Raw genomic sequence first — 23,151 nt, 5'->3', positions numbered from 1 at the left:
GGTCAGCTCCGAGGCAGGAGGGCCGCAGCCGCAGCACGGGCGAGGATGCCCTGGCTGGCGGCCGATAGGCCGAACCGGTTCCAGTGGAAGATCACCACGTGGGTGAGGAGCGCCCGGAGTCCGCGGTCCAGGCGTCCTTGCGCAGCGGCACCACCGAGCTGGCGGCCGGCGGTCTGGAACGCGGTGAGCCAGGGTGCGGCGTGCGCGACCGGTCCACCGGAGGTGAACAGCCAGCTGGTGGGCAGCTCGGGGATCGCCAGCAGGATCCGGAGGTCGGCGACTAACCGATCGATCCGCGTGGTGTCAGCGTCGGTGGGTGCAGGGCGGAGCCGGGCGACTCGATCGAAGACGTCGCCGGACTCGAAAACGTCGAGCTCAGCGGATCGCAGGAGGCCGCTGAGCAGCAGGATCGACAGTTCGCGGCGGCCGAGGCCAGGTGCGTCATGGCGCGCGTAGTCGAGCACGCCGCGGGTATCGGCACAGAACAGGTCGTGGGCGGCGTCCATCCCCGCAGTACCGCCGAAGGCGGCGGTCTCCGGCTCGTACACCGTCGGCCACCAACGGGTGATCACCCCGGCCTCGACCAGGTCGTCGAGCGCATGGTCGACGGCCGCGACGTCGGCACCGTGCAAGCGCAGCCGCCAGCAGGGGTGCTTGCGCAGGAACCACCACCCGCCCACCTCGCCAGCGGCTTGGAGTTGATCCAGGCGCGGTCCGAGTCGCGACGCGCCTGCGGTCTCGGCGATGGACCAGTCGGGGAACTCGACACGCACCTGATACCAGCCGTGCTCGGTGTGTCGTTGTAACGCAGCGAAGCCTGCGGCCTGGTAGATGTCCACGGCTTCGTCCAGGTCGGCCGGGTCGAGGGCGTTGTTCGCCGCGGTCGTCCTCAAGTCAGCGCCCGCGAGCACCGCGAGCACGCTGGCGGTGAGTTCGTGCGGGGACGTGGTGGTCAGGCGATCAGCAGACATGCGTCCCATCCCGTGTGCGGAGGCTCGGTACGACACGCGGTCTCCCACGCCAGGCCGACTCCGGCGCTTCCGGTCAGCAGCCCGCCCTCTTCCACCTGGTCGCCGAGTAGGCGGGCGTGCCGGGTGAGCCTGGTGGCCAATGCCGCGAGGTTTCGGCTGATGGCGGGGTTCCACGCATCGCGCGCTGCTCGGTAGGCGGTCTGATAGACCCCGGCCGTGCCGTGGCACAGACCCGGTTCGGTGATGCGGTTGAGCTGCGTTTCGGTCAGGCTGGCGGCCAGAGCCTTCTCAGCGGCCTCTTGGCGTCGCTCGTCGCCGGTGGCAATAGCTGCGAGTTGCTGGGCGCGGGCGATGCCGACTGTCCCGTAGCACCAGGATGGCCTGCCCGGCCCGCGTTGAGCAGGATGCCCCGTGCGCAACTCCTCGCGCGTGATCCACTGCGGCCACCACGGTCCATCCGCTGAGTCCTGCTGCCAACGGTCGAACCAGTCGGTCAGGACGACGATCGCCTCGTTCTGGCCATCGACCACGCAGCCCTGACTGGTAGCGAGAGCGAGAAAGGCGAGCAGACCCGCCGCGCCGTGGGCCATTCCGAAGTTCGCGTGCCCACCGGGAGTGGACAGGATCTCGTCCGGGTCGTGGCCCACCCACCATCCTGGCAGCTCGATGCCCTCCTGGCGACGCGGCTCGGTCAGGGTGACCACGTACCGGAGGATCTCGGCGAGGACATCGCTTCCGGGACAGCGGCGCAGCAGCAGCGCACCGATCCCGGTCAGCCCGTAGAAGAGGTCGAACTCAGCGAACGTGGTGGGCTCGCCGCGCTCGATCCTGCCCGTGGCGGTCGCCAGGCGCCGACGGGCCAGGCTCAGCACATGCTCGTCCAGCGCCTCGCAGGCCGCACGGTAGTGCGGGTGTCTGTCCGCTGCGGTGTGCAGCATGAAGGCGATGGCGGGTGCCCCGTAGTACAGGCCGGCGTGCCCAGCGGCGTCGACTGGCCCCGCCGTCGCCAGTCGGATGTGGGAGCGGGCGGTTTCCCAGCTTCCGGAGCCGGTCCAGGCTCGTTCGATGTGCAGCAGCGCTGTCCCGGCCGCGCCTCGGGCCAGGGATTGGCTGGTCGCCTCGTCGGCGGTGAGCATGACCAGGTCGATGTCGGAGTTCATCGGGTACTCGCCAAGGCAAGGCGGCGCAGCGCGGCGGCGCGGGCGAGTCGGCCGGTCTCCTTCTCGAAGGTCGGATCGACGCCCACGGCACGGATGTGGTGTTCGTGCAGCAGTGTGCGCAGAACGGTGCCCGGATCGTGCTGTTGCTGGGTGAGGGCGTGGTGGTAGCTCATCAGTGCGTTATCACGCGCGGTCCAGGCCGCTGCGACCGCTTCACCGCCTGGCAGGGCGCGCACCGCTCGATAGCCATCGTCTGGGTCGGCCAGCTTGAGCACGTGGTCGCGCAGCGCCCGGTCCAGCGGTCCGTGTTCTTGGCGTAGGCATCCAACCAGGGCCTGGTACCCGGTCCGCGGGTCTGGGGCGAAAGAGGCGGCCAAGTGCGCCATCGACGCGGCGGCCAGCGCCTGAGCGGGAACCGTGGATGCCTGGGCTGCCGTGATCTGCGTGATGGAGGCTGCGGTATCGGCGGCGAACACGTGCTCGGCGGCTGTCAGCGCTGGGCCTTGGCCGTAGCGGGCGGAATGCTGCGGGTGGGAGGCGAGGGTGAGTTGACCAGGAAGGCCGCGCGAGTGCAGGTCAGTCGCGAAGGCAGCCACCTTCGCAGCGACCATCCCGTACTGCCCAGGGCTGGTCAGGCGCAGGAACATGCTGAGGTGCTGGTCGGACTCGGGCCGGATCATGTCGCGGTGCCGTCGCATCCACCACGGTCCGACCAGGCCGTCGAGGCTGTCGACGAACCTGGGCAAGTGGGTCGTGAGGATTTCGTCGAACCGCGCGGGGTTGCCCACCAACTGCGCGTGCACCACGGCGGAGTCACCTGGACGAAGAACCGCGCCGGGTGCTGCGGCCGTGGGTAGCGGCCGTGAGACCGGGCTGGCCGTGGTCATCGGGATCAGAAACTCCGCCGGGCGCCCGATCCAGCCCTGACCGTCAGGCGAGCTGTCTTCTTGCAGCTCGATCCGCTCGGCTCTTTCCACCTGCGCCCGCAGCAGGGCGCGGTCCAGCTCCTGGTCGAGGTCGAGGGGCAGGCGCAACTCACCGTCGCAGAGCACGACCCGCGCCGGTACCCGCCAACGCTGTCGCCAGGCGTTCAACGACTCCTCCATGCTGTCGCCCCGCCGCCAGCCAGGTAAGTCGACGGTGCTCAAGATCCAGCGGGCGGCGGACAGCACCGTGCGCCGGTACCGGATGCGGGGCACGTAGGGCAGGGTGCGGGCAGCTCCGAGGTCGAATCCGCGGAACACCGCGTTGCGCGCGTCGGCGACCTCTGCGAGGAACCTGGCCAGCGGCGGGCTTTGGACCGTGGTGTCCAGGGCGTGCGGAATCCGGGGAATCATCCGCTGGCCGGTGGAGCGCTGGACCAGGTACATCTGGTCGGCGTCGGCCGGGACCGCCAAGTCGTCCACGCTGACCACTCGGAGACGGGGATCGGGGTGCTCCGAGATCGGTACGACGTTGGGGAGGAGCGGCGGGACGCGCACCACGTTCTCGTTGTGCGGACGACGTGGTGGGAACGACAACTGCACCGTGATCGTCCCGTCCTGTGCCGCAGTCTCGGCTCCTGTGAAGTAGGTGGAGGCCAGTCGTGCACGGTCGGCGTCTTCGAGCAGGTAGGCGAACCTCGCCGCCACGCTGGTGGGAGTACGCGGCGCGGCGGTCACCCGCAGTTGGAAGTCGCCTCGGTCGATCGCCCGGGTCGAGGAGGCGCACACCGCGACGCCGAGTTCGACACGCTGCGGTGCGACGACGTCGGCGTGCTCCCCTACGGTCAATGCTTCGATGTCGGCGTCGGTCAGCGCGATCTCCTCGGCCCCGTCCACGGTGGCCTCCTGGATCAGCGCCATGAGAGCGGCGTCGCGTTCGGTGAGCATCCGCCAGGCGGGCCGGGCCCGTGGAGCGCCGAGATAACCGGCCGGGTAGCCGAGCCCGGAGTCGGCGACCAGTTCCCGCACCGGCACCAGCGCGCCAGGACCGTAGTGGGCGCGGAACCGGGCGTGGTAGTCCAGCCAGGCCGCCGAACCGAACGGCTGCGTGCTCACCCGCAGTAGAACGCCCGCGGCGACCGCTGCCTCGGCCAACACCTGTTCAGGAACGGCGATCCTCGCGTCGAGGCGCACATCGGCGGCGAACACGTGACCAGCGCTGGGCACCAGGTTCGTCATCCTCACAGCCAGGGCCGTCCGGATCTGCACAGCTCGTTCCCCATCGGTGGCGCTGTTGTGCCGGGCCAAGCAGGCCCTGACCCCGTCGAGTTCGCGCAGCAGTCCGGCGACGTCGGGCAGGTCCTCTCCCCCTGCCGCGCGCAGCGTGTGGACCAGGTGGGACAAGGCGTCGATGGTCGTCATCGGCGGCCGAAGGCTCGTGATCAGCACACCTGCGTCGACCAGGCCGTGCAGCAATGCGTGGATCTTGTTCAGGGAGGCGGACGGGTAGTGGGCGGTCATCTCGGCGGCGAGCGCGTCGAACCTGATCGGCGAGGCCGCTGCGGTCAGCGCGAACTGCACCGGCCGGTTGAGCCGCACCGACGATTCCCGCAGCGGCCCTGGTGTCGAGGCACCGACCTCGGCTCGCCGGTGCACGATGACGCGGCCGTTGCGCACGATCCTCGCGCTGTCGGCCACGACCGTCAGCCGCGGGCGCAGGCCCGGATGCCGTTCGAGCCGGTCGACCAGCGTCGCGGTCCACTCGGCGTCGGCGCGCAGCACGGCCCGATGTTCATCGCCCACCTCACCCGTCGCAGGTCCGATGGCGGCGGCGGTGACGCCGGCGAACAGCCCGAACGGGGTGGCGCGACGCTGCCAACGCAGCAAGTAGGAGGCCACGGAAGCAATGGCTCGACGCAGCTCCTTCACCGGACGGGATCCGGCACCCTCGTCGAGGAGCTGGTCGACGCGAGCGCTGAGGGCTGGGCTGGCCAACTGAAGCGCCTCGCGCATCTCCTGGCGAGCCCACACCTTCGCCAACCACGCCCGGCCCTCCTGCTCGACCGCAGCGGGATCGGACAGGTCCAGGTGTGTCGGCGGGTCGAGGTCGCCGGGGTCGGTGGTGGCACGAACCAGGACGAGGCCGGTGTGCCGGTAACGGGTGGACACGGTCACGTGATCGCCTCTCCTCGCCCGATCGGCTGACCGTTGCCGTCGGCACCCGAGGAAGTCAGGCGCCGACGGCAGCGGGCTGGGTCAGTACGGGTCGTTGGAGCCGGTGCTGCACGCGCTGGTGCCGCAGGTGTTGCCGCAGCCGTCGCTGGTGTCGCACATCATGATCACGAGCTGGGTGGTGGACTCGACCACGCGCATGTCGAGCTCGAACTCCGCGTCGTCGACGGCGGAGTCCTCAAGCTCCGGCCTGTCGGCGGTCAGCAGTGGCGACATCGGGTTCACTCCTCATCTTCGGTGTTGGGCAAGGCATCCGGGCCGGTCGCGGTGTTCGCCGCCTGCGGCCAGGAGATGGTGACCAGGCCGTGCGCCTTCTCCAGCACCGCCGCGCCCTCGTCGATCCGGGTGCGGTCACTGCTGGTCGGCCAGTAGGCGAACGTGGGTGCCACGTCACGGGCCTGGCGGTCCCACGCCTGGATCTGCTCGACCATCGCGGTGGCGGCGGCCTGGCCGTGCGCTCCGTAGGCCCGCGCCCCGAACTCGACTCCGGCACCGTCCAGCGCGGGGCGCACCGCCAGGTAGGCGAAGGAGTCGCCGCGCACGACGCCGAACGGGAACCAGCTCTTGCGCTCGGCGGCCAGGTCGGTGCCCTCGTCCACGGCCAGCTTGCAGAAGCCGGGCAGGAAGCCGGCGAACCACAGGTGCAGGTCGGCGAACGACACGCCGTGCTTGACCGTGACGCCGGACCAGGACTCGGTGCGCTCGGTGGCGAGGACACCGTCCAGCAGGCTCATGTCCTGCGGCACGTCGCCGTCGAAGCGGAGCTTGACGTTGTGGCCGTGCGCGTCGGGCAGCAGGAAGATCCGCTCGTCGTGCGCGCCCGATCCCTGCATCGGGACGAACCCGCACACCTCGGCCGAGGTGCTCACCAGGTGGTCGCCGTCGCGGCGGAACGCGGTCGAGCGGGTGATGCCGTTCATCCGCAGCGGGACGACGATCGTGCCGTCCTGGGACAACTGCTCAAGCCAGGCCGGCGAGAGGTCCCACGCACCGACGGTCACGAGGATCGCGTCGACCGGCTCGCCCAGTTCGGGCAGCGGGTTCTCGGCGTCGGCCTGCACGACGGTGACCCGGCTGCCGTACCCGGTGGCGTCCAGCAGCGCGCGGGCCCGGTCGGTCACCTCCTGGTCGATGTCAACGCTGACGACCCGCCCTCCCGGACCGACGACCTCGGCCAGCAGCGCGGCGTTGTAGCCGCCGGACCCGATCTCCAACACGCTCATGCCCGGTCCGAGCCCGGCCTGCTCGATCATCCGCGCCTGGATGAACGGCGCGCTGGTCGAGGAGATGATCACCCCGTCCTGGTCCCTCTTGATCGCCACCGAGTCAGCGGCGTTGTAGGCGACCTCCAGCGGCGTGCCCTCGGCGACGAACAGGTGCCGCGGCACCGTGCGGAAGGCTCGTTCCACGACCGGCGAGGTGATCATGCCGTCCGAGAGGAGCTTGTCCACAAGGGCGTTGCGGATCTCGTCCGCCCGGTCGGAATCGGCGGACGGGCCGGTGTTGTGGTCTCGCAGTGTGTTCACCTGGTTACCTTTTCAGAGGGTTCTGCTGTGAAAGCACGGCTCGCGGACGTGGTCATGCGACCGGAGGACGCGCCGCGTCAGGGGCGGCGCGTCCTCCGCCCAGGAGGCCCCCAGCAGGGCGACGGACGACCGCAGGTCGGCTGCCGCTGCCGACCGTTCGCGGTCGTGGGAGAGCCGTCAGCGACCAGATGCTGGTGGGCGGTGGTCCACACCGTGCACGGTGACCTCCGCGCACTGCGCCAGCCGGAGTGCTGCTGGAAGCGATGAGCTGCACTTCAGCCATTGGAGGTCTCCTCGCTGAACCAGCGTGGTTGCTGAGTAGCGGCTGGCGGCCACAGCCGCGGGTGGAGGTCGACCGGCACCAGGTCGGCGAGCCGGAGGCCTGCCGCGATCACCCGGTGCGCCGCGTCGTGGAACAGAGGGCACGGCCATGACCTGGCTGAGCAGACCGAGCAGGAGGACTGCTGGCCGGCGGCCGGGAGGTGAGCGGTGAGGTCGTCGATGGCTGTTGCGACACGGCCGGTGGGGCTGTCGGCCGCCACGACGACGGCGACGACACCGCGTGTCCCGTCCATGCCTCACGCGGCCACGTCGTGGCCGGTGAACGCCTGGTAGACCGGCAGCCGACGCCGCCCGCGCAACAGGTCGGTCACCAGGTCGTCGTAACCGATGCACAGCTCGCCCAGCCGGTGCAGCGCCAGCCTCGCCGGATCGCGTGCGGCCGGATCGTCGTCCTCGGCCAACAACCGGGACCAGGCCCACAGCGCGGCCAGCCGGTCGACCAATTGCCCGAGGCTTTCGGTGTGCAGCAGCCGCGCGCCGGACTCGCTGAACTGCCCGGTAGCCCAGACGTCGATCTGCTCCGTGAGCCTCGATCGGGTGACGTCGTGGTCATGGAGAGCACGGGAAGCGGCGGCGACCACGTGATCATCGCTGCACGGGTCGCTGACGACCCTCTGGATCTCGGTACGCGCCCGGAGCTCAGTTCCCAGGTTCGCGGCCACCGCGAGCACCGGGTGACCGCGGTCAACCTCGCAGGGACTGCTGAAGGCCCGGACCACCAGCGAGGCGCGGGGGATGACGCCGGCAGCGGCGGCGTTCACCGTCCTGCCCTGCTCAAGCGGGGTCTCCGTCATGCCACCAACCGTGCCCGCCATCCACACCGTTCCGGGCACCGAGAACGGAGGATGTCAAGGGGAGGATTCGGGGAGGGTTGCAATCCTCCCCTTCCGAGGAGCAGTACCCGCCCGATCACGATGCGTGCCACCATGGCCCCGGTCACACTCGGGGAGGCCGGACCAGTGCCCACGGCGAACGAGCAGCTGCGGCAGGCGCGAGAACGCACCGCCTCGCCCACCCAGCCCGACGAGTGCCTGTCCAGGCAGGAACTCGCCGACCTGGTCAACGCCTACGTCTGGCACCACCACCAGCGCAAGGTGGAGCTGGACGCCAACTACATCGGCAAGCTCGAACGCGGCGACATCCGGTGGCCGAGCGCGCTCTACCGGGAGGCGCTGCGCGTCACCTTGGGTGCATCCAACGACGCCGCACTAGGCTTCAGCAACCGCCGCCGCTCGGTGGTAAAGCTGGCGACCGTGGACCGAAAGCAGTTCCTGCGCACCGCCGCCCTCGGCGTCGGCACCCTCGCGCTCGCCCCGGTCACCGCCCTGCTGGAGGGCACCCAGCCGACCACGGCCCCCGCCCGCATCGGCCAGACCGAGATCGAGCAGATCCACACCGCGGCACGCGTGTTCGCCGGGTGGGACCACACCTACGGTGGCGGCCTGGCCCGCGAAGCCGTCCTCGCCCAACTCCGCTTCTCCGCCGACCTGCTCGGTGCCAACTACCCCGCCAAGCTGCACGGCCCGCTGCACAGCGCCGTCGGCTACCTCGCCCACACCTGCGCCTTCATGGCCTTCGACGCCTACGCCCACGACGACGCCCGCCGCGTGTTCCAGTTCGCCCTGGCCTGCGCCGAGGAGGCCGAGGACTGGCACCTGCGCGCCAAGATCCTCTCCTCGATGGCCCGGCAGGCCATCTGGATCGGCAAGCCCGACGAGGGCCTGACACTGGCCGAGCACGCCCTCGTCCGTTCCGACCGGCTCACCGCGACCGAGCGGGCCATGCTGCACACCGCCCACGCCCGAGCGCTGGCCAAGATGGGCCGCGTCCGGGAAACGCTCACCGCCGTCGGCACCGCCGACGACCACTTCGTCCACAGCAACCCGGTCAACGACGCGTCGTGGATGCGGTACTACGACACCGCTCAGCATGCGGGCGACACCGGCCACGCCCTGTTCGACATCGCTGTCCAGGGCCGCTCTCCTGCCGAGGCCACTGCCCGGTTCTCCATGGCCGTGGCCGGGCACACGGCCGCCTACGCCCGGTCGCGCACGATCTCGCAGATCAAGCTGGCCTCGCTGACGATGGCCACCGGCGACCCGCGCGAGGCCGCGGTGATCGGCTCAGCAGCACTGGACGCCGCCGGGACCATCCGCTCCAACCGCGCCGTGGACGACCTGCGCGAGCTGGCTCGCTACGGCCAACGGCACCGGACCATCCCCGCAGTGGACGCCCTGCGGCACCGCATCACGACCTTGGTGGTGGCACGGTGAGCAGCGACCACTCGTCCGTGCTGGCCGCTGCCTGCATAGAGGTCGGCCTCGACCACACCGACGCCGAGCCGATCCGGCTAGGCGAGAACGCCTTGTTCCGCCTGCCCGGCGGCGTCGTGGCCCGCATTGCCCGGCCCGGCCAGCTCACCGTCGCAACCCGCGAGGTCCGCATAGCGCAGTGGCTCGCCGAGCACGAGATCCCGGCCATCCGGGCGTTGAAGGACATTGCACAGCCGGTGCAGGCGGCGGGCAGGGCCGTGACTTTCTGGGAGGAGCTTCCTCCCCACCGACACGGCACTCCCGCCGAGGTTGCCACGGCCATCCGCCGACTCCATGACCTTCCCGTTCCCGCCGATCTCCCCCTTGGCGACCTAGCCCCGTTCGTCCGGCTCGCCGAGCGCATCGACGCGGCCACCACGCTCACCGACGAAGACCGGAGCTGGCTCCGCGAACACCTGGCCTCCCTCCAAGTCCGCTACGCCAATCTGCCTCCCGGCCTGCCGCACTGCGTCGTGCACGGCGACGCCTGGGTCGGCAACGTGGTGGCCACCGACAACGGCCAGGTGGTGCTGCTCGACCTCGAACGCTGCTCCGTCGGCCCACCCGAGTGGGACCTCGTCAGCACCGCCATCAAGCACACCAGCTTCGACTGGATCACCGCAGAGGACTACCGCGACTTCTGTGACCGCTACGACCACGACGTCACCACGTGGTCCGGCTTCAACCTGCTCCGCGACATCCGCGAACTGCGCATGGCGCTGTACGTCGCCCAACGCGCCACCGAAAACCCTACTGCATGCGCGGAAGCCAGCCTCCGTGTCGCTTGCTTGCGCGGGGATGAGACGCGACCTTGGCCATGGACTCCAGCGCTATGACCTGGTAGATGGAATTCGCGGTAAGCCGATTATGACTGGCGAGGTGAGGAGGGAATGGAACTAGTGGGCCTTACGCTTGGCAACCACAAAGGCCACCTACTTTGAGTATTCTGAGGGAGGCAGTCGATTGCCGGGCAAGATACCTACGACAACCTTCCGGTCGACTGTGGCACCTATCGGACGGTGGGTGGCGACCCAGATGAGTTCGTCAAGTCTGAGGGTACCGCTGGTGGAAGTCTTCGGCGTCAGGTCGAGGACCAGAAGCAGGCCGAAAGGGACGTTGGTGTTGCCGTACTCCGCCGTTTGGGTCAGATAAGTGGCCTCGATGTGCTGGCGACTGTTGTCATCATCGTCTTTTTTGATCTCGGCTAGATAATGCAGCGCGTCGAAGCGCACCATGATGTCGCCGCGACCCAGCGCTAGGTCGATTGGCTCGGCGCTCACCGCGTGGTGGAGAGGGCCTGAGTCCAGCCAGCCGCGGAAGTCGAGCTGGAGGTCCTCTTCAAGTGGTGGGGGCTGATCCTTCTCCGGACGCTGGCGATAGTCGTAGACCGGTTCGCCATTACGGCGCCTTTTGCCGAGGAGGCTAGTCTTGTTCAAGTCCAAGCGTGACTTGAGAAACAGGACCGTCTGATATACCAACGCCGAGAAGGTGACAGGTACTCGCCCGGTGTAGTGGGGGTGTCCGGCCAACTGGTCGAGAATGTGGTTCACGATCGGAAGAACCACTGGGTCGTTGGCGGCGAAGCGGCTCTGGTCAGCTTGATCGGCAAGTCCGCCGAGGAAGGCCACCTTGTCGTCGGTCAGACCTGCGGTGAGCTCCACCGCCGCCTTCTCACCCATGGTGCGGACAAGCAGGGGTGCCAGGCGGTACAGCCGCTGTGTGGCTTGAGAGCCCCCGTCTTCGGGGTTGCCCGCGCCATCGGGTTCACCGGACCCGGCGGTTCTTGGGGTACGGGACTGTCGGGCACGAATCCTGCCCAGGAGTACCTCTGCTGTCGGGTGGTCGAACTGAGTGTGGCCGTTGTGTTGTTCGGGCTGCTCTACGGCGCGTTCAAGGATTTGCAGGAAATTCTGCTCACGCAAGAAGGCATCCTCGACCGCAGGCTTGACGAGCAGGGCGACGCCCGTGTCGGTGTCTGGGCCTAGTGGTTGGACCGTGCGGATGGAGCTGTAAGCGGAGAGGACGGCGTCGAGGGCGTTCCACGGAGTCATCCAGACCGTGTCGGCGAGGGTGCCCGAGGCTGTGTCGAGCAGCAGCAGGAGCTGGTGCCATCCGAGCAGGGCCGAGCGGCGAGGACGGGTCCAGGCGGGTTGGTGGGTTCGCAGCTGCCACGCGGTGAGCTGTTCGAGTGCCTGCGTGAGGCGCGCGGCGGCGTCGGCGACGGCGGCGGTGTCGTGGCGGCTGAACGCGAGCACCGCGTCGCAGGCCGCGACCAAGCAGTCTGCGTCGCTTCGTGCCTCGTCGGTGGTGCTGGCGGCGAGGTCTCGGCGGGCATCGATGACGTGCTGGGTGACCTGGGTCAGGTCGGTGCTCGACAGGGCGGTGCGGAGACGGTCGCAGCCGAGTTCGTAGACCGCGTCCGAGTCAGAGGCGTCCAGTTGGGCCAGCTCACCGAGAAGGCGGCGCAGGATGTTGGCGGCTGCTGTCTCGTCCGCCCAGCTGTCGAGTGCGGCGCCGAGAGTGCGGGGCAGTAGTTCGACGAAGTCTTCCGAGGCGTCCCGCACGGAGAGCCGGTCGAGGAAATCCCATACCCGGAAAGGGCTGACCGCTTTACCGACGGCCAGGCGCACAGCAGCATCCAGCCGGGCACCTGCCAGTACTGGGTTGTCCTGGACGGCCTGGGCGAGTTGATCGAGGAGCGCGTCGAGTAGAGCGGGACCTTGGGAACCGAGTGCCGCCGGACGAGCCAGGAGGATTTCCAGGGCACTGGACAGGGCCAACACGCTTCTCTGCGCCGCCAGACCGCCGACGAACAGACCAATGACGTCCGCCCACTGCCCGTTGGCGTCGTCTGCGGTAATAGCCTCGGCCAACAACGGTGCCATCGGCCCCGCAGCGACCTCGCGGGCTCCGTCGAGGACGTCCGCGTGGGACATTGCGATCGTTGTGAAAGAGACCGGCTGCCCGGCGGCGGCAAGGTCGCTCAAGCGGTCGGCCAAGTCAGTCACGAGGTGTTCCCTGTCCTGGTTACCACAGCGGCTCGTTCTCGATGGCCTCGATGGTGTGCTTGGCGTCGAGGACGGTGTGGACAAGGTCGTAGTCACGGGTGGTGATCACGACCTGGATGCCCTGCTCCCCGGCGATCGCCGCAAGTTCGCGGAACAGGACGGTCGCGTCGAGGTCTTGAACCTCTTCAGCCTTGGGGCTGTCGATCATGACCAGCCCTGGATGCGTCGAGACGCCGTGGGCGGCCCCGACGCGCAGCAGGGCGATGACCAACGCGATGCGCAATCGCAGGCGGGCACCGGGATTGCAGTCGCTGAACCAGTCCTTGCCACCTCCGTCCTGGGTGACCTGCAGCCGCGCAGCGCGGTCGATGCGCACGTTTTCGAGTGAGAGCATGCCGAACCGACGGGACAAGTCGGCGACCTCTCGCTCAAGGTCAGCGAACAACGCGACGGCGGCGTTCTTGTTGTCCGCTTCGAGGACCTTCACCGCTGCGTCCAGCACCCGCAGGGTGACCGCCTCGTTGGCGGCGTCGTCCCCGCCCGGCGAAGGCAGGTCCGGCAGGACTTCCAAAGCGCCTTCAAGTCGCCAGACCCTCTGTTGGGCTTGCACCACCTCGGGCAGTTCGGTGGCGGCCTGGGCATTCCGGAGAAGTTCGTCTGCGGCGGTCAGCGCGGCGGTGAGGGTGCTAAGGCGATCACGTGTGGATTCGGCGTGGGCCCTTACCTGGCGCTCGGCTTCCACAGCCGCGGCCAATCGGTCCTCTGCCTCCGCGATGACCTCTGCGGCTTCGGCGTCGTCGGTGGCGACCGGGCGGTCGCACACTGCGCAGGCGTGAGAGTCGTGCTCCCTGTACCTGCGGTCGGTGGTGATGGCCTGGTCGCACCGGGGGCACGCGTCGGGGTCCAGTCCCTGGAAGAGCGCCCTGGCGATCTTGCTCTCGCGGACGTCAGCTAGGCGCTTGGCCGCCCGTTGGCGGTCGATCCTCGCGCTCTGCTCGGCGCGCTGGGCGTCGTCGTTAACCACCCGAGCGTCGGCTACCTGCCCGGCCAGGCGCGCGGCTTCTCGGGCGAGGTCTGTGAGTGAGCCGTGGTGCCCGGCCGCGGCGGTGAGCTCGGCCAAGCGCGCGCGTGCGGCCTCTAGTTCGGCCTCGATCCGCGTGCGTTCCTCGGAGCGCTGAGCCGCTTCGCGTTCCCGCTCGGCCCGGCGGGCTTGGGCCTCATTACGGCGGACGTCATGGGCGGTCTTGACACGGGTGAGCGCTGCGGCTGCGGGGAGGTCCAGGAACACCTGAAGCAACCTGCCCGGCAAGCCGGACATCTTCTGGTCACCCAGCAGGATCTTCGTACTAGCCGAACCCAAGTACAGCGCGGCGAAGTAGGCAGGCCACCCGTGGGTCTGCGTGCTGGTCTCGTTTAGTGTGTTGACCATCTGGGACAGGTCGAGCCGGTCCAGCATCAGGTTGGCCACCAGCTCGGCGTAGCTCTGCTCGCTTGTGGCCTGGAGCAGAACGGTTACCTGTTGGGCGGGGTCAGGCACTCGGGTGTCGCAAAGGGCGGACGCGACAGGTGCCGTGAGGACGGTCGCGGACGAGATCACGCCGTCGTCGATGTCTAGGCGGAAGCCGAGCGGCTGTCCGGCGACGGTGATGTCGAGGTCGAGGTGGTTCAGCCAGCCCCGGACGCCGCTCTGCAGCTCCCGTGGTGTCCCGCGCAGGCACCACGTGATCAGCTCTAGGACACTGGTCTTGCCTCGGAAGTTGGACGCGACGAGGGCGGTCAGGCCCGTGGTGAAACTCAACGTTGTGTCGAACGCGCCGGGTGCGATCTTGCCGGCGCGGACTCCCGCCATCCGCAGCCGTACCAGGCGAAGTGCCCGCGGGCGAGCCGGGGTGAACACTAGGGGCCACCCGTAGGTGGCGAACACATCCCTCACCTGGTCCGCTGTGACCTTGGCCCGAGCAGCGATCCGCGTGTCCAGCAGGGCTTCACCGGACGCGAGCGGCTCCTGCACGCTCCCTTTAGCGGGAGAATCTGCATCTACCCCAGGGGACGGAGTGTGCTGGTCGTCGCCGGTGGGCCCGGTCATTGTTGCTCCCCTTGCAGTGTGGCCACGGCTTCGGACGAACCGGCTAGGTCGGCTTGTAGCGCCGCCAAGCGGGCACGAGCCCGCGGCGCCACCGTCGAGATGTGCTCACGCAGCGGCGTGTCGGCGTACTCCCGCTGCAGGTACTGACGCTTCTTCAGTTGTGTGCCGCCGAGCCCGTCCGCCAACCTCACCACCAGGTCGACCCGCTCAACGTAGTACTGGAAGACCGGCTCGGCGGCGACGATGTCGCGGGCCACCCGCCTACCCTCCTCAAGAAGGTAGAAATCGCTCTGGCGGACCCGCTCGATCGTGCCACGGCGTTTGCGGGCGGCAAGCCCCGCACCGCGCAAAACCGCCATGGCGTTGTCGATGTTCTCCCAGGCGCCGAACTTGTGGCGCAGCATGGGGTACCGACGCACCTCTGGCTCCTCGGAGTCCAAGATCGACGCAGCCATGGTGAGCAACGGCTCCTCACGGCTGGTCTCGTAGTCGTTGAGCAGCTCGTCGGCGAGGTAGTCGGGGTTGCGCAGCCAGAAGTCAAGCTTCTGTAGTCGCACCGTCGTCCGGACGACGCACACAGCCCTGCTCAGCCCGGGAAGCGCCCGCTCGGTGTCGTCGACCGGTTCGCCAGCGCCGTCGAGCAGCAACAGGATCCGGACGGCGTCCTGCTCCCGGCTCGTCACCGGGTCCTCTGCGCCCAGTGGATCGCTCCTTTGCTCCACGCGCCCAAAGTATCAGTCAGACAGAACGGAATCCTGCAGGTCAAGCCGTGTCGCTGGCTGATATTGAGCCCATATGGCTTGCATTGAGACTGTCAGCCGATCAGGAACAGGAGCCGCGTAGCTGCTCCACAACGGCTTCGCGTCTTCGCCGTCGACCCCGGCGTGCCTTGATCACCGAGAAGGCCGTGTACGCCTGGCAGGATCGGAGAAGGCGGGCCGCTGCAGTTGTGCCGGTCTAGTGCCGGAAAGCGGCATTGAACTCGGTTGGGCCGCAGTTGGGGTGCTGGCGCGGGTCAACTGGTGACGTATCGGTCGCTCCAGACGAAAGTCACTGCGTGCCGGATGCTCCTCCAGGACAGCAATCGCGGTGCTGAGCTGGCGGCGAGCGGCCTCACGGATGGCGTGACGCTCGGCGATCGCGTGCACGGCCGTGATGATGCCCAGAACGGCGACCACGACCAGTGCCAGAACGACCGGCGTGACATCGCGGACTTGGGCGGCGACACGGGTAGCGTCGCCCAGCAGCCGTAGCGCCTCCTGGGCAGTGATGACCGGGGCCGACGGTCGCTTGGTGCCCAGTGGACCGGCAAAGCTGGTTGTTGGGCCGGGGCGAGGAAGTTGGGCGGCGCGGGTGAGCTGGTCGTGGACCTCCTCCAGGAGTCGGTGTGGGTCATGGAGTTGGACTACGGCTACCAGGTCGGCGGAGCGCTCGACGAATAGGTGCCAGGTGCGTTGATCGAAGTCCGACGCCGGAACAGTCCCCTCTGCCGTGCCAGTGGCGACTTCCACCGCGGCGCAGGCTCCGTTCAGCTCCCGTCGCAAGGTCCGCTCGCTCGTCCCGCCCACGAAGTCCTGTGGGCCGATGGGTTGGTCGGCGATGTCACGCCACAACGTCTGCTGCCTGCTCACGGGAAGCGATCTGGAGTCGGTCCAGCGAGTGCGTAGCCGCGGCAAGGACAAGTCACGGCGCAGCGTTGACCCGGCGAACCAGAGCGGCTCGGGTTCTGGACGGTTCTGCTCGGCGGCGTGCTGCTCGGGGCGCAAGGCGACCTTGTAACCGGTGACCGGCCCGGTGTCGGGGTATGCGGCGACCAACACGCCACGGCGACGCAGGCCCAGCACGAACCCGACCTCGTCGGCGGCCTCGGCGGCCACGGCCGTGACGAGGTCGCGCAGCCGGTCCCGCTCGGTGCGCTGCCCGTTGGCGTCCGCGCGTACGAGTTCGGCGCGCGAGGTGGGCTTGGAGCGTCCCTCGCCAGCTGGGGCGGTGCGGGTCCAGCCGCGTTCCTCTTCGACCTGGCGGCACCAGTCGCGCCACCGCAGGAAGTCGCGGTGCAGGTTGGCCACCTGGCCGTCGCCTCGCACCACGTTGACCACGACGTGGACATGGTCGTTGCGCTTGGTGGAGAGGCCGTGGTGGACCGCGACCCACCGGCAGCCGCCCTGTCCGTCGTCGTCGGCGCCCAGGCCCAGGGCGGCGATGCCGGACTCGACCAGCTCGCGCCACACCTCGTCCGGCAGCCGCTGTTGGGTGGGGTGCTTCCCGGTCTCGTCGGTGTGCGCCTCCGGCTGGGGTGGGTAGCCGGCGGTGGCGACGTCGGTGGGCGGGATGGACAGGACCACGTGGTAGACGTGCCCGTCCGGTAGGTCCACCTGGTGCCCTGCCATCAGGGCGTCCAGTTGCTGGGCCAGCCGTGCGCGCCCTGGGGCGGTGGTCGCGTCTTCGCCCCATGCTCCGCCGCGTACCCAGTCGGGGTCCCACGCCGCCACGACGTGCGGGTCGCGGTGCTCGTTGGAGCGGCCCCGGCCGAACAGGTAGCGCAGCAGCCCCAGGGTGTTGGAGCCGCGCTTGCCGCGGCCCGCGACCTCGGAGATCACCGCCCGGCCCCTCGGTGCCGGTCCACCGCGCCGAGCACCCGGTGCAGCTCGTCAAGGACCCGCTGGTGGTAGGTCAGCGCCGCCTGCAACTGCTGCTGGCCGACGACGTGGCCGCTGTTGGCCTGGCGGGCGAGTTGGTTGAGCGCGCTGCCCGACCGGGACAGCTTCACCGCGGCGGCTTCCCACTCGGCTACCCAGTGCCGCTGCTGGTGCAGCGACCAGCCGTGAGGCTCGCGCAGCCCGCACTCGACCAGGTACAGCGGCACCGACAACCCGGCCACCGCCGCTCGCGCTTCCAACGCGGCTCGCACCAGGACCGTAGTGCGGATGTTGATCCGGGTCTCAGCGCCTCCGCGCACACGCCGCTGCCGACGCACACCCTGCTTCCTTGTACTCATCGTTCCCCCCGAAACGACAGGCGGGCTCCGGAGCCCGCTCGCTCTCAACGTCGAACGACTGGCCGGGCGGTACCCAGCCTTGCCTTGCCGATCTGTGACCCGCGAAGTCGGCGCGGTCCGTGCAGCGCCCTGTGGTGTCGAGCCAGGCACCGTGCCGACCGGGTCGGCTTCGGCTTCGCGCATGGCGCCTTGGCCGGCCTCGCTGCCGCGTCGGCCACCGCGCAGCCCTGGCCCGTCGCCGACGGCACGGAAGTGCCTCGGTCGATGGTGCGTGGGCTGCGCGGTAGGCCGGTGCCGTTTGGTCAGGACGCCCTTCGGGTGTCCTGATCTCTAGCTTGCTACGGCGGCGGTTGGACGTCGTCGTGCTGCGAAGAGCGCATGAAGGGAGCGAAGGGAGCGGTGCCGCCCGTACTGCTCCCTTCGCTCCCTTGGGTGCCCCCTTCGTGCCTTGTCGGGCTGATCCGCCACACCCAGCCGCCACCGAAGTCGGCCTTCTCGGAGCGCACCCTGGCTCTGGCCTTGGCCCGCTTAAGGGCGTCCTTGGAGAAGCCGGCTTGGTATCCCTCGTCCAACAACTCCAGCACCGGAGCCTCACCGCCCCGCTCCGCCAGGTAGTCGGTGAGCCACGCGGCAGCATCGGCGCGCTCGTCCCCATCGTCGTACGCAGAGCGCTGGAGGAGATCGACGACCGAGGCCGTCGAGTGCCCCTGCCAGACGATCCGACCTACTACTGTCTCCCCTCCGTCGTCGGCCATGACGGTGGCGGAGATGGTCCCGTAGGACAGCGACGGGACGTCCGACACGGACACCACGTTCGACTTGATGACCGACAGGACGTAGTTGTCGTCGTCCTCCGCAGCGCATCCAAGGGCGTGCCGGACGACCTGTGTGTAGGCCCCAGCACCGCCGATGGCGTCGACCGGATCGACGCCCGCTGTCGCCTTCCGGAAGTGCCCGATGCCCAGGATGGTCGTGCCGGTCTGCTGCGCCAGGAGCCGCAACTTCTCCAGCTGCGGGCGCACGACGGAGTTGTCGTTGAGCTGTCCGGACAGGGAGGAGTTGAGCGCGTCCAGCACGAGAAGAGCGGGCCTCCGCGACTCGACCACCTCGCGCACCGCGTCCAGGTCGAGGTTGACGATGAGCGGCGTGCCGTCGGGCGAATCGCCGTAGACGACGTCGACCAACTGCAGCCGCTGCGGGTCTCCCTTGGCCGCGATGAACCGGGCCTTGAGCATGGACTCCGAGTCCTCCGTGATGGAGTAGAGGACGTGCTGCGGCTCGCCGGCGAAGTCGCCGTCGAGCTGTCCCGTGGTCAGTTTGGCCGCCAGGTCCACGACGACCGTGCTCTTGCCGATGCCGGGTTTGCCGACCAGCAGGGCGACCTCACCGACGGGCAGGTAGTCCCGCCACGCGAACCGCGTCTGCTTGAGGTCGACCTCGTGCACCGACCTCACCCGCAGGCGCCGGGTCGGTGGTTCGTCGTGCGCGCCAGGCGGAGTTTGTCCCTCGAACTCAGCCATGGCGTCAGTCCCCCGCGGACAGTGCGCGCACGAGCGACTCGGTGATCACCATGACCCGACCGCCGTACTTGGCCACTCTGGCGGGGAACTCATCGCGGGCGACGAGGTCGTATGCCTTGCTGCGGCTCATCCCGAACGCTGTCGCTGCGGTCGATACGTCCACGGCTGGTGGCCACGTCGCCTTGATCTCCGCAAGCGTCGGACGGCGCTTGGCCTCCTGCCTACCGCCCATCGGACTCACCCCCTTGCTCCCGCTCGACCAAGCGAGCCAGGAAGGCGTGGTACGCAGTGATGTTGCGGCCACGCGGCGACCGGTCGCCGGTCTCCCAACGGTGCACAGTGGACGCCGTTACTTCGCAGTCCTGAGCCACCAGTGCCTGGCTCAGTCCGGCAGCGACGCGTAGGTCGCGCGCATACCCGGTTGTGATCCACTCGCGCAGCTCCGCAACGCGGTCAGCGAGCGTCAATCCCCCCATGCTCATGCCGCCAAGATAGACAGTTTGCGTTGACATGTCACTGTCACCGCCCTATCGTCACGTCATGTAAGCGCTCATGAAGGGATGCGTATCGTTCTGTCGTGCCTCGCCTGCCGAAGAACTTCCGGATCGACTGGGTGTCGGTCGAGCCGGTGGAGTCCAGGGGATACCTGCCAGCCGGCCCCGACACCGCTGTGCCCGCCTTCTTCGATGCCCACATCCAACTCGGCGACCCGCCGGCGGCTGTGAGGATCGAGGTGCAGGTGACGGCGGATTCGGGACCGGCGATCGTCGAACTGAGCATCAGGTCGAACAGCCGGTCACCGATCACCACGTCCGTGCTGAGGCAGGTACTGGTCGACCAACTGCTGCGGGAAGCGATGAACGCGGCGGTGGTGCCGGCCTCGGTTCGCGAGGAGTGGCTGGCGACGTTGCCGCCCGAGCATCGCGAACGCGCCGTACCCACGAGTACGGCGCCGGTGCCGGACGGCCTCAGCCAGGCCGACCGGGACGCGCACACGGCGGCACAGATCTACACCGAGGCACTGGCAGCGGGCAGCAAGTCGCCCGCAGTGATGGTGGGGCACGCGATGAACCGGTCCCGCCCGCAGGTGGCGAGGTACATCCGCAGAGCTCGTGAGCTTGGCCTGTTGCCCCCTTTGGGTTCGCCCGAGGGGGACCGATAACGAAGGAGCACCACCGCAGTGGGGGACCCGATCAAGAAGATCGAGTTGAAGGACGGTACGACGAGGTACCGGTTCGTGATCGACATCGGGCGCGACCCGGCGACCGGCAAGCGCAGGCAGCTCACCAAGACCTACGGCACCAAGAAGGAAGCCCGGGCCGAGTACGCCAAGATCAAGCACCAGACCGACGAAGGCACGTTCGTCGTGCCGGACAAGACGACCGTGTCGGACTGGTTGGACACGTGGCTGAAGTCCACGACGGTCGACGTCGAGAAGGCCACCGCCGCCAACTACGCCGACGCGCTGCTGCCGGTACGCGAGCGGCTCGGCGGCAAGCGGCTCCAAGCGGTCACCGAGGAAGACGTCGACGATCTGGTGAGCTGGATGCTCACCTCCGGTCGCAAGCGCGGTGGGAAGGTCGGCAGCGGACTCGGCGTCCGGTCCGTCCAGCTCACGCTGGGCCGCTTCAGGTCATCGCTGAACGTGGCACTGCGGCGCAGGCTGGTCGTCCGCAACGTCGCCCAGTACACGCAGATCCCACGCGAAGCACGGCGCAAGGCGGCGGCTGCGGCGGCCCAGCGGGTGCCGTGGAGTGAGACGGAGGTGAGAGAGTTCCTCGCCTCGATCCGCGACCACCGGCTCCACGCGCCCGTGCTTCTGGCGCTGATCGGGATGCGGCCGGCAGAGGTCTGCGGCCTGCGGTGGTCAGCCGTTGACCTGGAGGCCGGGACGTTGTCGGTCGAACTGACGCGCACGCTGGTCGAGGGCGAAGTCGAGGAGAAGGGGCCGAAGTCGGAGAAGGGCAAGCGCAAGCTCCCGCTCTCCAAGCCCCTGCACGCTGCGCTCAAGGCGTTCAAGGCTCGGCAGGCCGCGGAGGCGATCAGGGCCGGTGAGCTGTACGCGCGGTCCGGGTTCGTGCTGGTCGACGAGCTGGGACGGCCCTGGAAGACCGATCGGCTTCGGCGTGCGATCTACAAGCTGATGGACCAGGCCAAGGTGCGGAAGGTCCGGCCCTACGACGCCCGCCATGCCTGCCTGACGTACCTGGCGACGTCCGGTGTACCCGACGTGATCGTCAGCGCCTGGGCGGGCCATGCGGACCTCAGCTTCACCAAGCGGGTCTACATCCACCCCAACGTCGAGCACCTGCGCCAAGCGGCCGACCAGCTCGGTGAACTCCTCGGCTGAAACAAGCAGTACGAGCGTTCGTGAGAAATTGTGAGACGACGTGCCCGAAAACAGAATCAGGGCCTTGCCTCACCGAAGTGATCCAAGGCCCTGACCTGGGCTTACGCCCTCTATCGACCGTCGGGACGACAGGATTTGAACCTGCGACCCCTTGACCCCCAGAATCGCCTCGATCAAGCCTTGACCTGCGAAAACGTTTAGTCGACCCCTCCAACACGGGTCCGTTGAGCGCAGTTCGAGACAGGACATGTTCGTTACGGTACAACGAAATCTCCCTCCTTGCCCTTCTTCTCGCCCGCCCCTAACGTGAAATCAAGTAACCCGGGTAGCCGATGAGGCGACGCCAAACGGGAGGCAACCGTTGCCATCGCCCCGATGTGAGAAGTCGATGGGGTCCGCGAACGACGCTCGTGACTACGCGGTGGAGCACCAGCACTCGCCCCCCAGGCAAGCCGTGCCCACCGGCTAAGTTGCGATCCCCGCTGGGACGCAGGTCCCAGCGCTGCCGATCAACATTTCGGACAGCTCGCCGATGCCGGTGGCGTTGCGATCCCCGCTGGGACGCAGGTCCCAGCGCTGCAACCAGCAGACCGTGCAGAACATGCTGTCCGGCAGGTTGCGATCCCCGCTGGGACGCAGGTCCCAGCGCTGCCGGTCTCGGTGGCGGCGTAGATACCACCGATCGCCTGGTTGCGATCCCCGCTGGGACGCAGGTCCCAGCGCTGCGTGGTGGTGGAGAACGAGCGCGGCAAAAAGGAGCCGTTGCGATCCCCGCTGGGACGCAGGTCCCAGCGCTGCCCGAGCATGGCGAGGTCCCGGTCGAACCCTTCACGCGGTTGCGATCCCCGCTGGGACGCAGGTCCCAGCGCTGCACTCGGTGGTGCCCGCGTTCACTTCCAGCCGGTTGTTGCGATCCCCGCTGGGACGCAGGTCCCAGCGCTGCCGCAAGGCCATCACCGCCGCCGACACCTACCGCCAAGTTGCGATCCCCGCTGGGACGCAGGTCCCAGCGCTGCGAGGTGGGCGGCCTGATGGAGGCGGCGGTCAGGGAGTTGCGATCCCCGCTGGGACGCAGGTCCCAGCGCTGCCGGGCTTGACCTTCGGGCCCTTGCCGCCGGCGGCAAGGTTGCGATCCCCGCTGGGACGCAGGTCCCAGCGCTGCGTGCCTACCGCAACCGCACCCGCCGCCGCACCAGGTTGCGATCCCCGCTGGGACGCAGGTCCCAGCGCTGCACAACGCAGCCAACCACATCCACCTGTAACCACGGTTGCGATCCCCGCTGGGACGCAGGTCCCAGCGCTGCGACGCGGTGGGGCGGTCCGTTCGGTCAGGCCCCGTTGCGATCCCCGCTGGGACGCAGGTCCCAGCGCTGCCTACCACGACGGCTACCTACGCGGCATCTCGGAGGAGTTGCGATCCCCGCTGGGACGCAGGTCCCAGCGCTGCACCAGGGCTTCGGGGAAGTCGCCATCCGAGCCCTGGTTGCGATCCCCGCTGGGACGCAGGTCCCAGCGCTGCCAACAGCATGTACGGCGACGCCGCCGCCGAGATCAAGTTGCGATCCCCGCTGGGACGCAGGTCCCAGCGCTGCACACCGCGCAACTGCGGGTGCACCACCTGGCCGGCGTTGCGATCCCCGCTGGGACGCAGGTCCCAGCGCTGCACACCGCGCAACTGCGGGTGCACCACCTGGCCGGCGTTGCGATCCCCGCTGGGACGCAG

Annotated in this window: 19 protein-coding genes and 1 CRISPR repeat array; of the genes, 4 read left to right on the top strand and 15 right to left on the bottom strand. The window is 68.8% G+C overall.

The genetic code is table 11. The features are described from left to right. Window positions 1-2: 2 nt before the first annotated feature. The 7 genes from AB0I60_RS05470 to AB0I60_RS05440 all read right to left on the bottom strand — a co-directional run bounded on the left by AB0I60_RS05470 (window position 3) and on the right by AB0I60_RS05440 (window position 7,948). The gene (locus AB0I60_RS05470) at window positions 3-971 is read right to left on the bottom strand and encodes a thiopeptide-type bacteriocin biosynthesis protein (RefSeq protein ID WP_360725999.1); all 969 of its coding nucleotides are present in this window, start codon (window positions 969-971) and stop codon (window positions 3-5) included. Continuing rightward, window positions 953-2,131 carry a lanthionine synthetase C family protein gene (locus AB0I60_RS05465; protein WP_360725998.1) on the bottom strand — a complete coding sequence of 393 codons (1,179 nt, stop codon included), beginning with the start codon at window positions 2,129-2,131 and terminating at the stop codon, window positions 953-955. The genes AB0I60_RS05470 and AB0I60_RS05465 overlap by 19 nt, the downstream gene beginning before the upstream one ends. Further along, on the bottom strand, window positions 2,128-5,229 hold the full coding sequence (locus tag AB0I60_RS05460; RefSeq protein ID WP_360725997.1) for a lantibiotic dehydratase: 3,102 nt from the start codon (window positions 5,227-5,229) through the stop codon (window positions 2,128-2,130). Before AB0I60_RS05460 ends, AB0I60_RS05465 begins: the two co-directional genes overlap by 4 nt. A gap of 81 nt (window positions 5,230-5,310) precedes the next feature. After that, a complete protein-coding gene (locus tag AB0I60_RS05455) occupies window positions 5,311-5,502 on the bottom strand; it encodes an FxLD family lanthipeptide (protein ID WP_360725996.1) in 192 nt (63 codons plus the stop codon). Between the two features lie 5 nt (window positions 5,503-5,507). Next, window positions 5,508-6,812 (bottom strand): methyltransferase, FxLD system, encoded by a 1,305-nt coding sequence (gene fxlM, locus AB0I60_RS05450; RefSeq protein WP_360725995.1) that lies wholly within the window; start codon window positions 6,810-6,812, stop codon window positions 5,508-5,510. Between the two features lie 275 nt (window positions 6,813-7,087). Then, the gene (locus AB0I60_RS05445; RefSeq protein ID WP_360725994.1) at window positions 7,088-7,387 is read right to left on the bottom strand and encodes a hypothetical protein; all 300 of its coding nucleotides are present in this window, start codon (window positions 7,385-7,387) and stop codon (window positions 7,088-7,090) included. A gap of 3 nt (window positions 7,388-7,390) precedes the next feature. Next, window positions 7,391-7,948 (bottom strand): DUF4254 domain-containing protein, encoded by a 558-nt coding sequence (locus AB0I60_RS05440; protein WP_360725993.1) that lies wholly within the window; start codon window positions 7,946-7,948, stop codon window positions 7,391-7,393. A 165-nt stretch (window positions 7,949-8,113) separates the two neighbouring features. Here AB0I60_RS05440 and AB0I60_RS05435 point away from each other — a divergent pair, with 165 nt between their 5' ends. Next, window positions 8,114-9,427, top strand: a complete 1,314-nt coding sequence (locus AB0I60_RS05435; protein ID WP_360725992.1) for an XRE family transcriptional regulator — start codon at window positions 8,114-8,116, stop codon at window positions 9,425-9,427. Beyond that, on the top strand, window positions 9,424-10,302 hold the full coding sequence (locus AB0I60_RS05430) for an aminoglycoside phosphotransferase family protein (protein ID WP_360725991.1): 879 nt from the start codon (window positions 9,424-9,426) through the stop codon (window positions 10,300-10,302). Before AB0I60_RS05435 ends, AB0I60_RS05430 begins: the two co-directional genes overlap by 4 nt. A gap of 96 nt (window positions 10,303-10,398) precedes the next feature. Here AB0I60_RS05430 and AB0I60_RS05425 read toward each other — a convergent pair whose 3' ends face one another. From AB0I60_RS05425 to AB0I60_RS05390, 8 genes are all read right to left on the bottom strand, one after another. Further along, window positions 10,399-12,474, bottom strand: a complete 2,076-nt coding sequence (locus AB0I60_RS05425) for a hypothetical protein (RefSeq protein ID WP_360725990.1) — start codon at window positions 12,472-12,474, stop codon at window positions 10,399-10,401. Window positions 12,475-12,493: 19 nt separating this feature from the next. Then, on the bottom strand, window positions 12,494-14,485 hold the full coding sequence (locus tag AB0I60_RS05420) for an ATP-binding protein (RefSeq protein ID WP_360725989.1): 1,992 nt from the start codon (window positions 14,483-14,485) through the stop codon (window positions 12,494-12,496). Between the two features lie 71 nt (window positions 14,486-14,556). Further along, window positions 14,557-15,282: a hypothetical protein gene (locus AB0I60_RS05415; RefSeq protein ID WP_360725988.1), complete on the bottom strand. Its 726-nt coding sequence runs from the start codon at window positions 15,280-15,282 to the stop codon at window positions 14,557-14,559. A gap of 171 nt (window positions 15,283-15,453) precedes the next feature. Next, complete coding sequence (locus AB0I60_RS05410; protein ID WP_360725987.1) at window positions 15,454-17,160, bottom strand: hypothetical protein; 1,707 nt, start codon at window positions 17,158-17,160, stop codon at window positions 15,454-15,456. Next, a complete protein-coding gene (gene mobC / locus AB0I60_RS05405) occupies window positions 17,157-17,471 on the bottom strand; it encodes a plasmid mobilization relaxosome protein MobC (RefSeq protein WP_360725986.1) in 315 nt (104 codons plus the stop codon). Before mobC ends, AB0I60_RS05410 begins: the two co-directional genes overlap by 4 nt. A 425-nt stretch (window positions 17,472-17,896) precedes the next feature. Further along, entirely contained in the window at window positions 17,897-19,003 is a 1,107-nt protein-coding gene (locus tag AB0I60_RS05400; protein ID WP_360725985.1) for an AAA family ATPase, read from the bottom strand. Window positions 19,004-19,082: 79 nt separating this feature from the next. Beyond that, window positions 19,083-19,310, bottom strand: coding sequence for an AlpA family phage regulatory protein (locus AB0I60_RS05395; protein WP_360725984.1), 228 nt, complete (start codon window positions 19,308-19,310; stop codon window positions 19,083-19,085). Continuing rightward, window positions 19,300-19,554, bottom strand: coding sequence for a helix-turn-helix transcriptional regulator (locus AB0I60_RS05390; protein ID WP_360726820.1), 255 nt, complete (start codon window positions 19,552-19,554; stop codon window positions 19,300-19,302). Before AB0I60_RS05390 ends, AB0I60_RS05395 begins: the two co-directional genes overlap by 11 nt. A 101-nt stretch (window positions 19,555-19,655) precedes the next feature. Between AB0I60_RS05390 and AB0I60_RS05385 the strand changes: the two genes are divergently transcribed. Together AB0I60_RS05385 and AB0I60_RS05380 are read left to right on the top strand one after the other, a co-directional pair. Beyond that, a complete protein-coding gene (locus AB0I60_RS05385) occupies window positions 19,656-20,240 on the top strand; it encodes a hypothetical protein (protein WP_360725983.1) in 585 nt (194 codons plus the stop codon). Window positions 20,241-20,258: 18 nt separating this feature from the next. Further along, window positions 20,259-21,428, top strand: a complete 1,170-nt coding sequence (locus AB0I60_RS05380; protein WP_360725982.1) for a tyrosine-type recombinase/integrase — start codon at window positions 20,259-20,261, stop codon at window positions 21,426-21,428. Window positions 21,429-21,897: 469 nt separating this feature from the next. Then, window positions 21,898-23,092: a CRISPR direct-repeat array (repeat unit 37 nt; unit sequence GTTGCGATCCCCGCTGGGACGCAGGTCCCAGCGCTGC). Window positions 23,093-23,151: the final 59 nt, after the last annotated feature.

The sequence above is a fragment of the Actinosynnema sp. NPDC050436 genome, from assembly GCF_040655415.1.
Taxonomy (GTDB): domain Bacteria; phylum Actinomycetota; class Actinomycetes; order Mycobacteriales; family Pseudonocardiaceae; genus Actinosynnema.
This window is presented reverse-complemented; position numbering and strand designations above follow the sequence as displayed.

Coding starts and splice junctions, on each gene's coding strand:
- AB0I60_RS05455 (WP_360725996.1), bottom strand. CDS start 5,502: ATGTCGCCACTGCTGACCGCCGACAGGCCGGAGCTTGAGGACTCCGCC.
- AB0I60_RS05395 (WP_360725984.1), bottom strand. CDS start 19,310: ATGGGCGGTAGGCAGGAGGCCAAGCGCCGTCCGACGCTTGCGGAGATC.
- AB0I60_RS05465 (WP_360725998.1), bottom strand. CDS start 2,131: ATGAACTCCGACATCGACCTGGTCATGCTCACCGCCGACGAGGCGACC.
- AB0I60_RS05440 (WP_360725993.1), bottom strand. CDS start 7,948: ATGACGGAGACCCCGCTTGAGCAGGGCAGGACGGTGAACGCCGCCGCT.
- AB0I60_RS05470 (WP_360725999.1), bottom strand. CDS start 971: ATGTCTGCTGATCGCCTGACCACCACGTCCCCGCACGAACTCACCGCC.
- AB0I60_RS05390 (WP_360726820.1), bottom strand. CDS start 19,554: ATGGGGGGATTGACGCTCGCTGACCGCGTTGCGGAGCTGCGCGAGTGG.
- AB0I60_RS05445 (WP_360725994.1), bottom strand. CDS start 7,387: ATGGACGGGACACGCGGTGTCGTCGCCGTCGTCGTGGCGGCCGACAGC.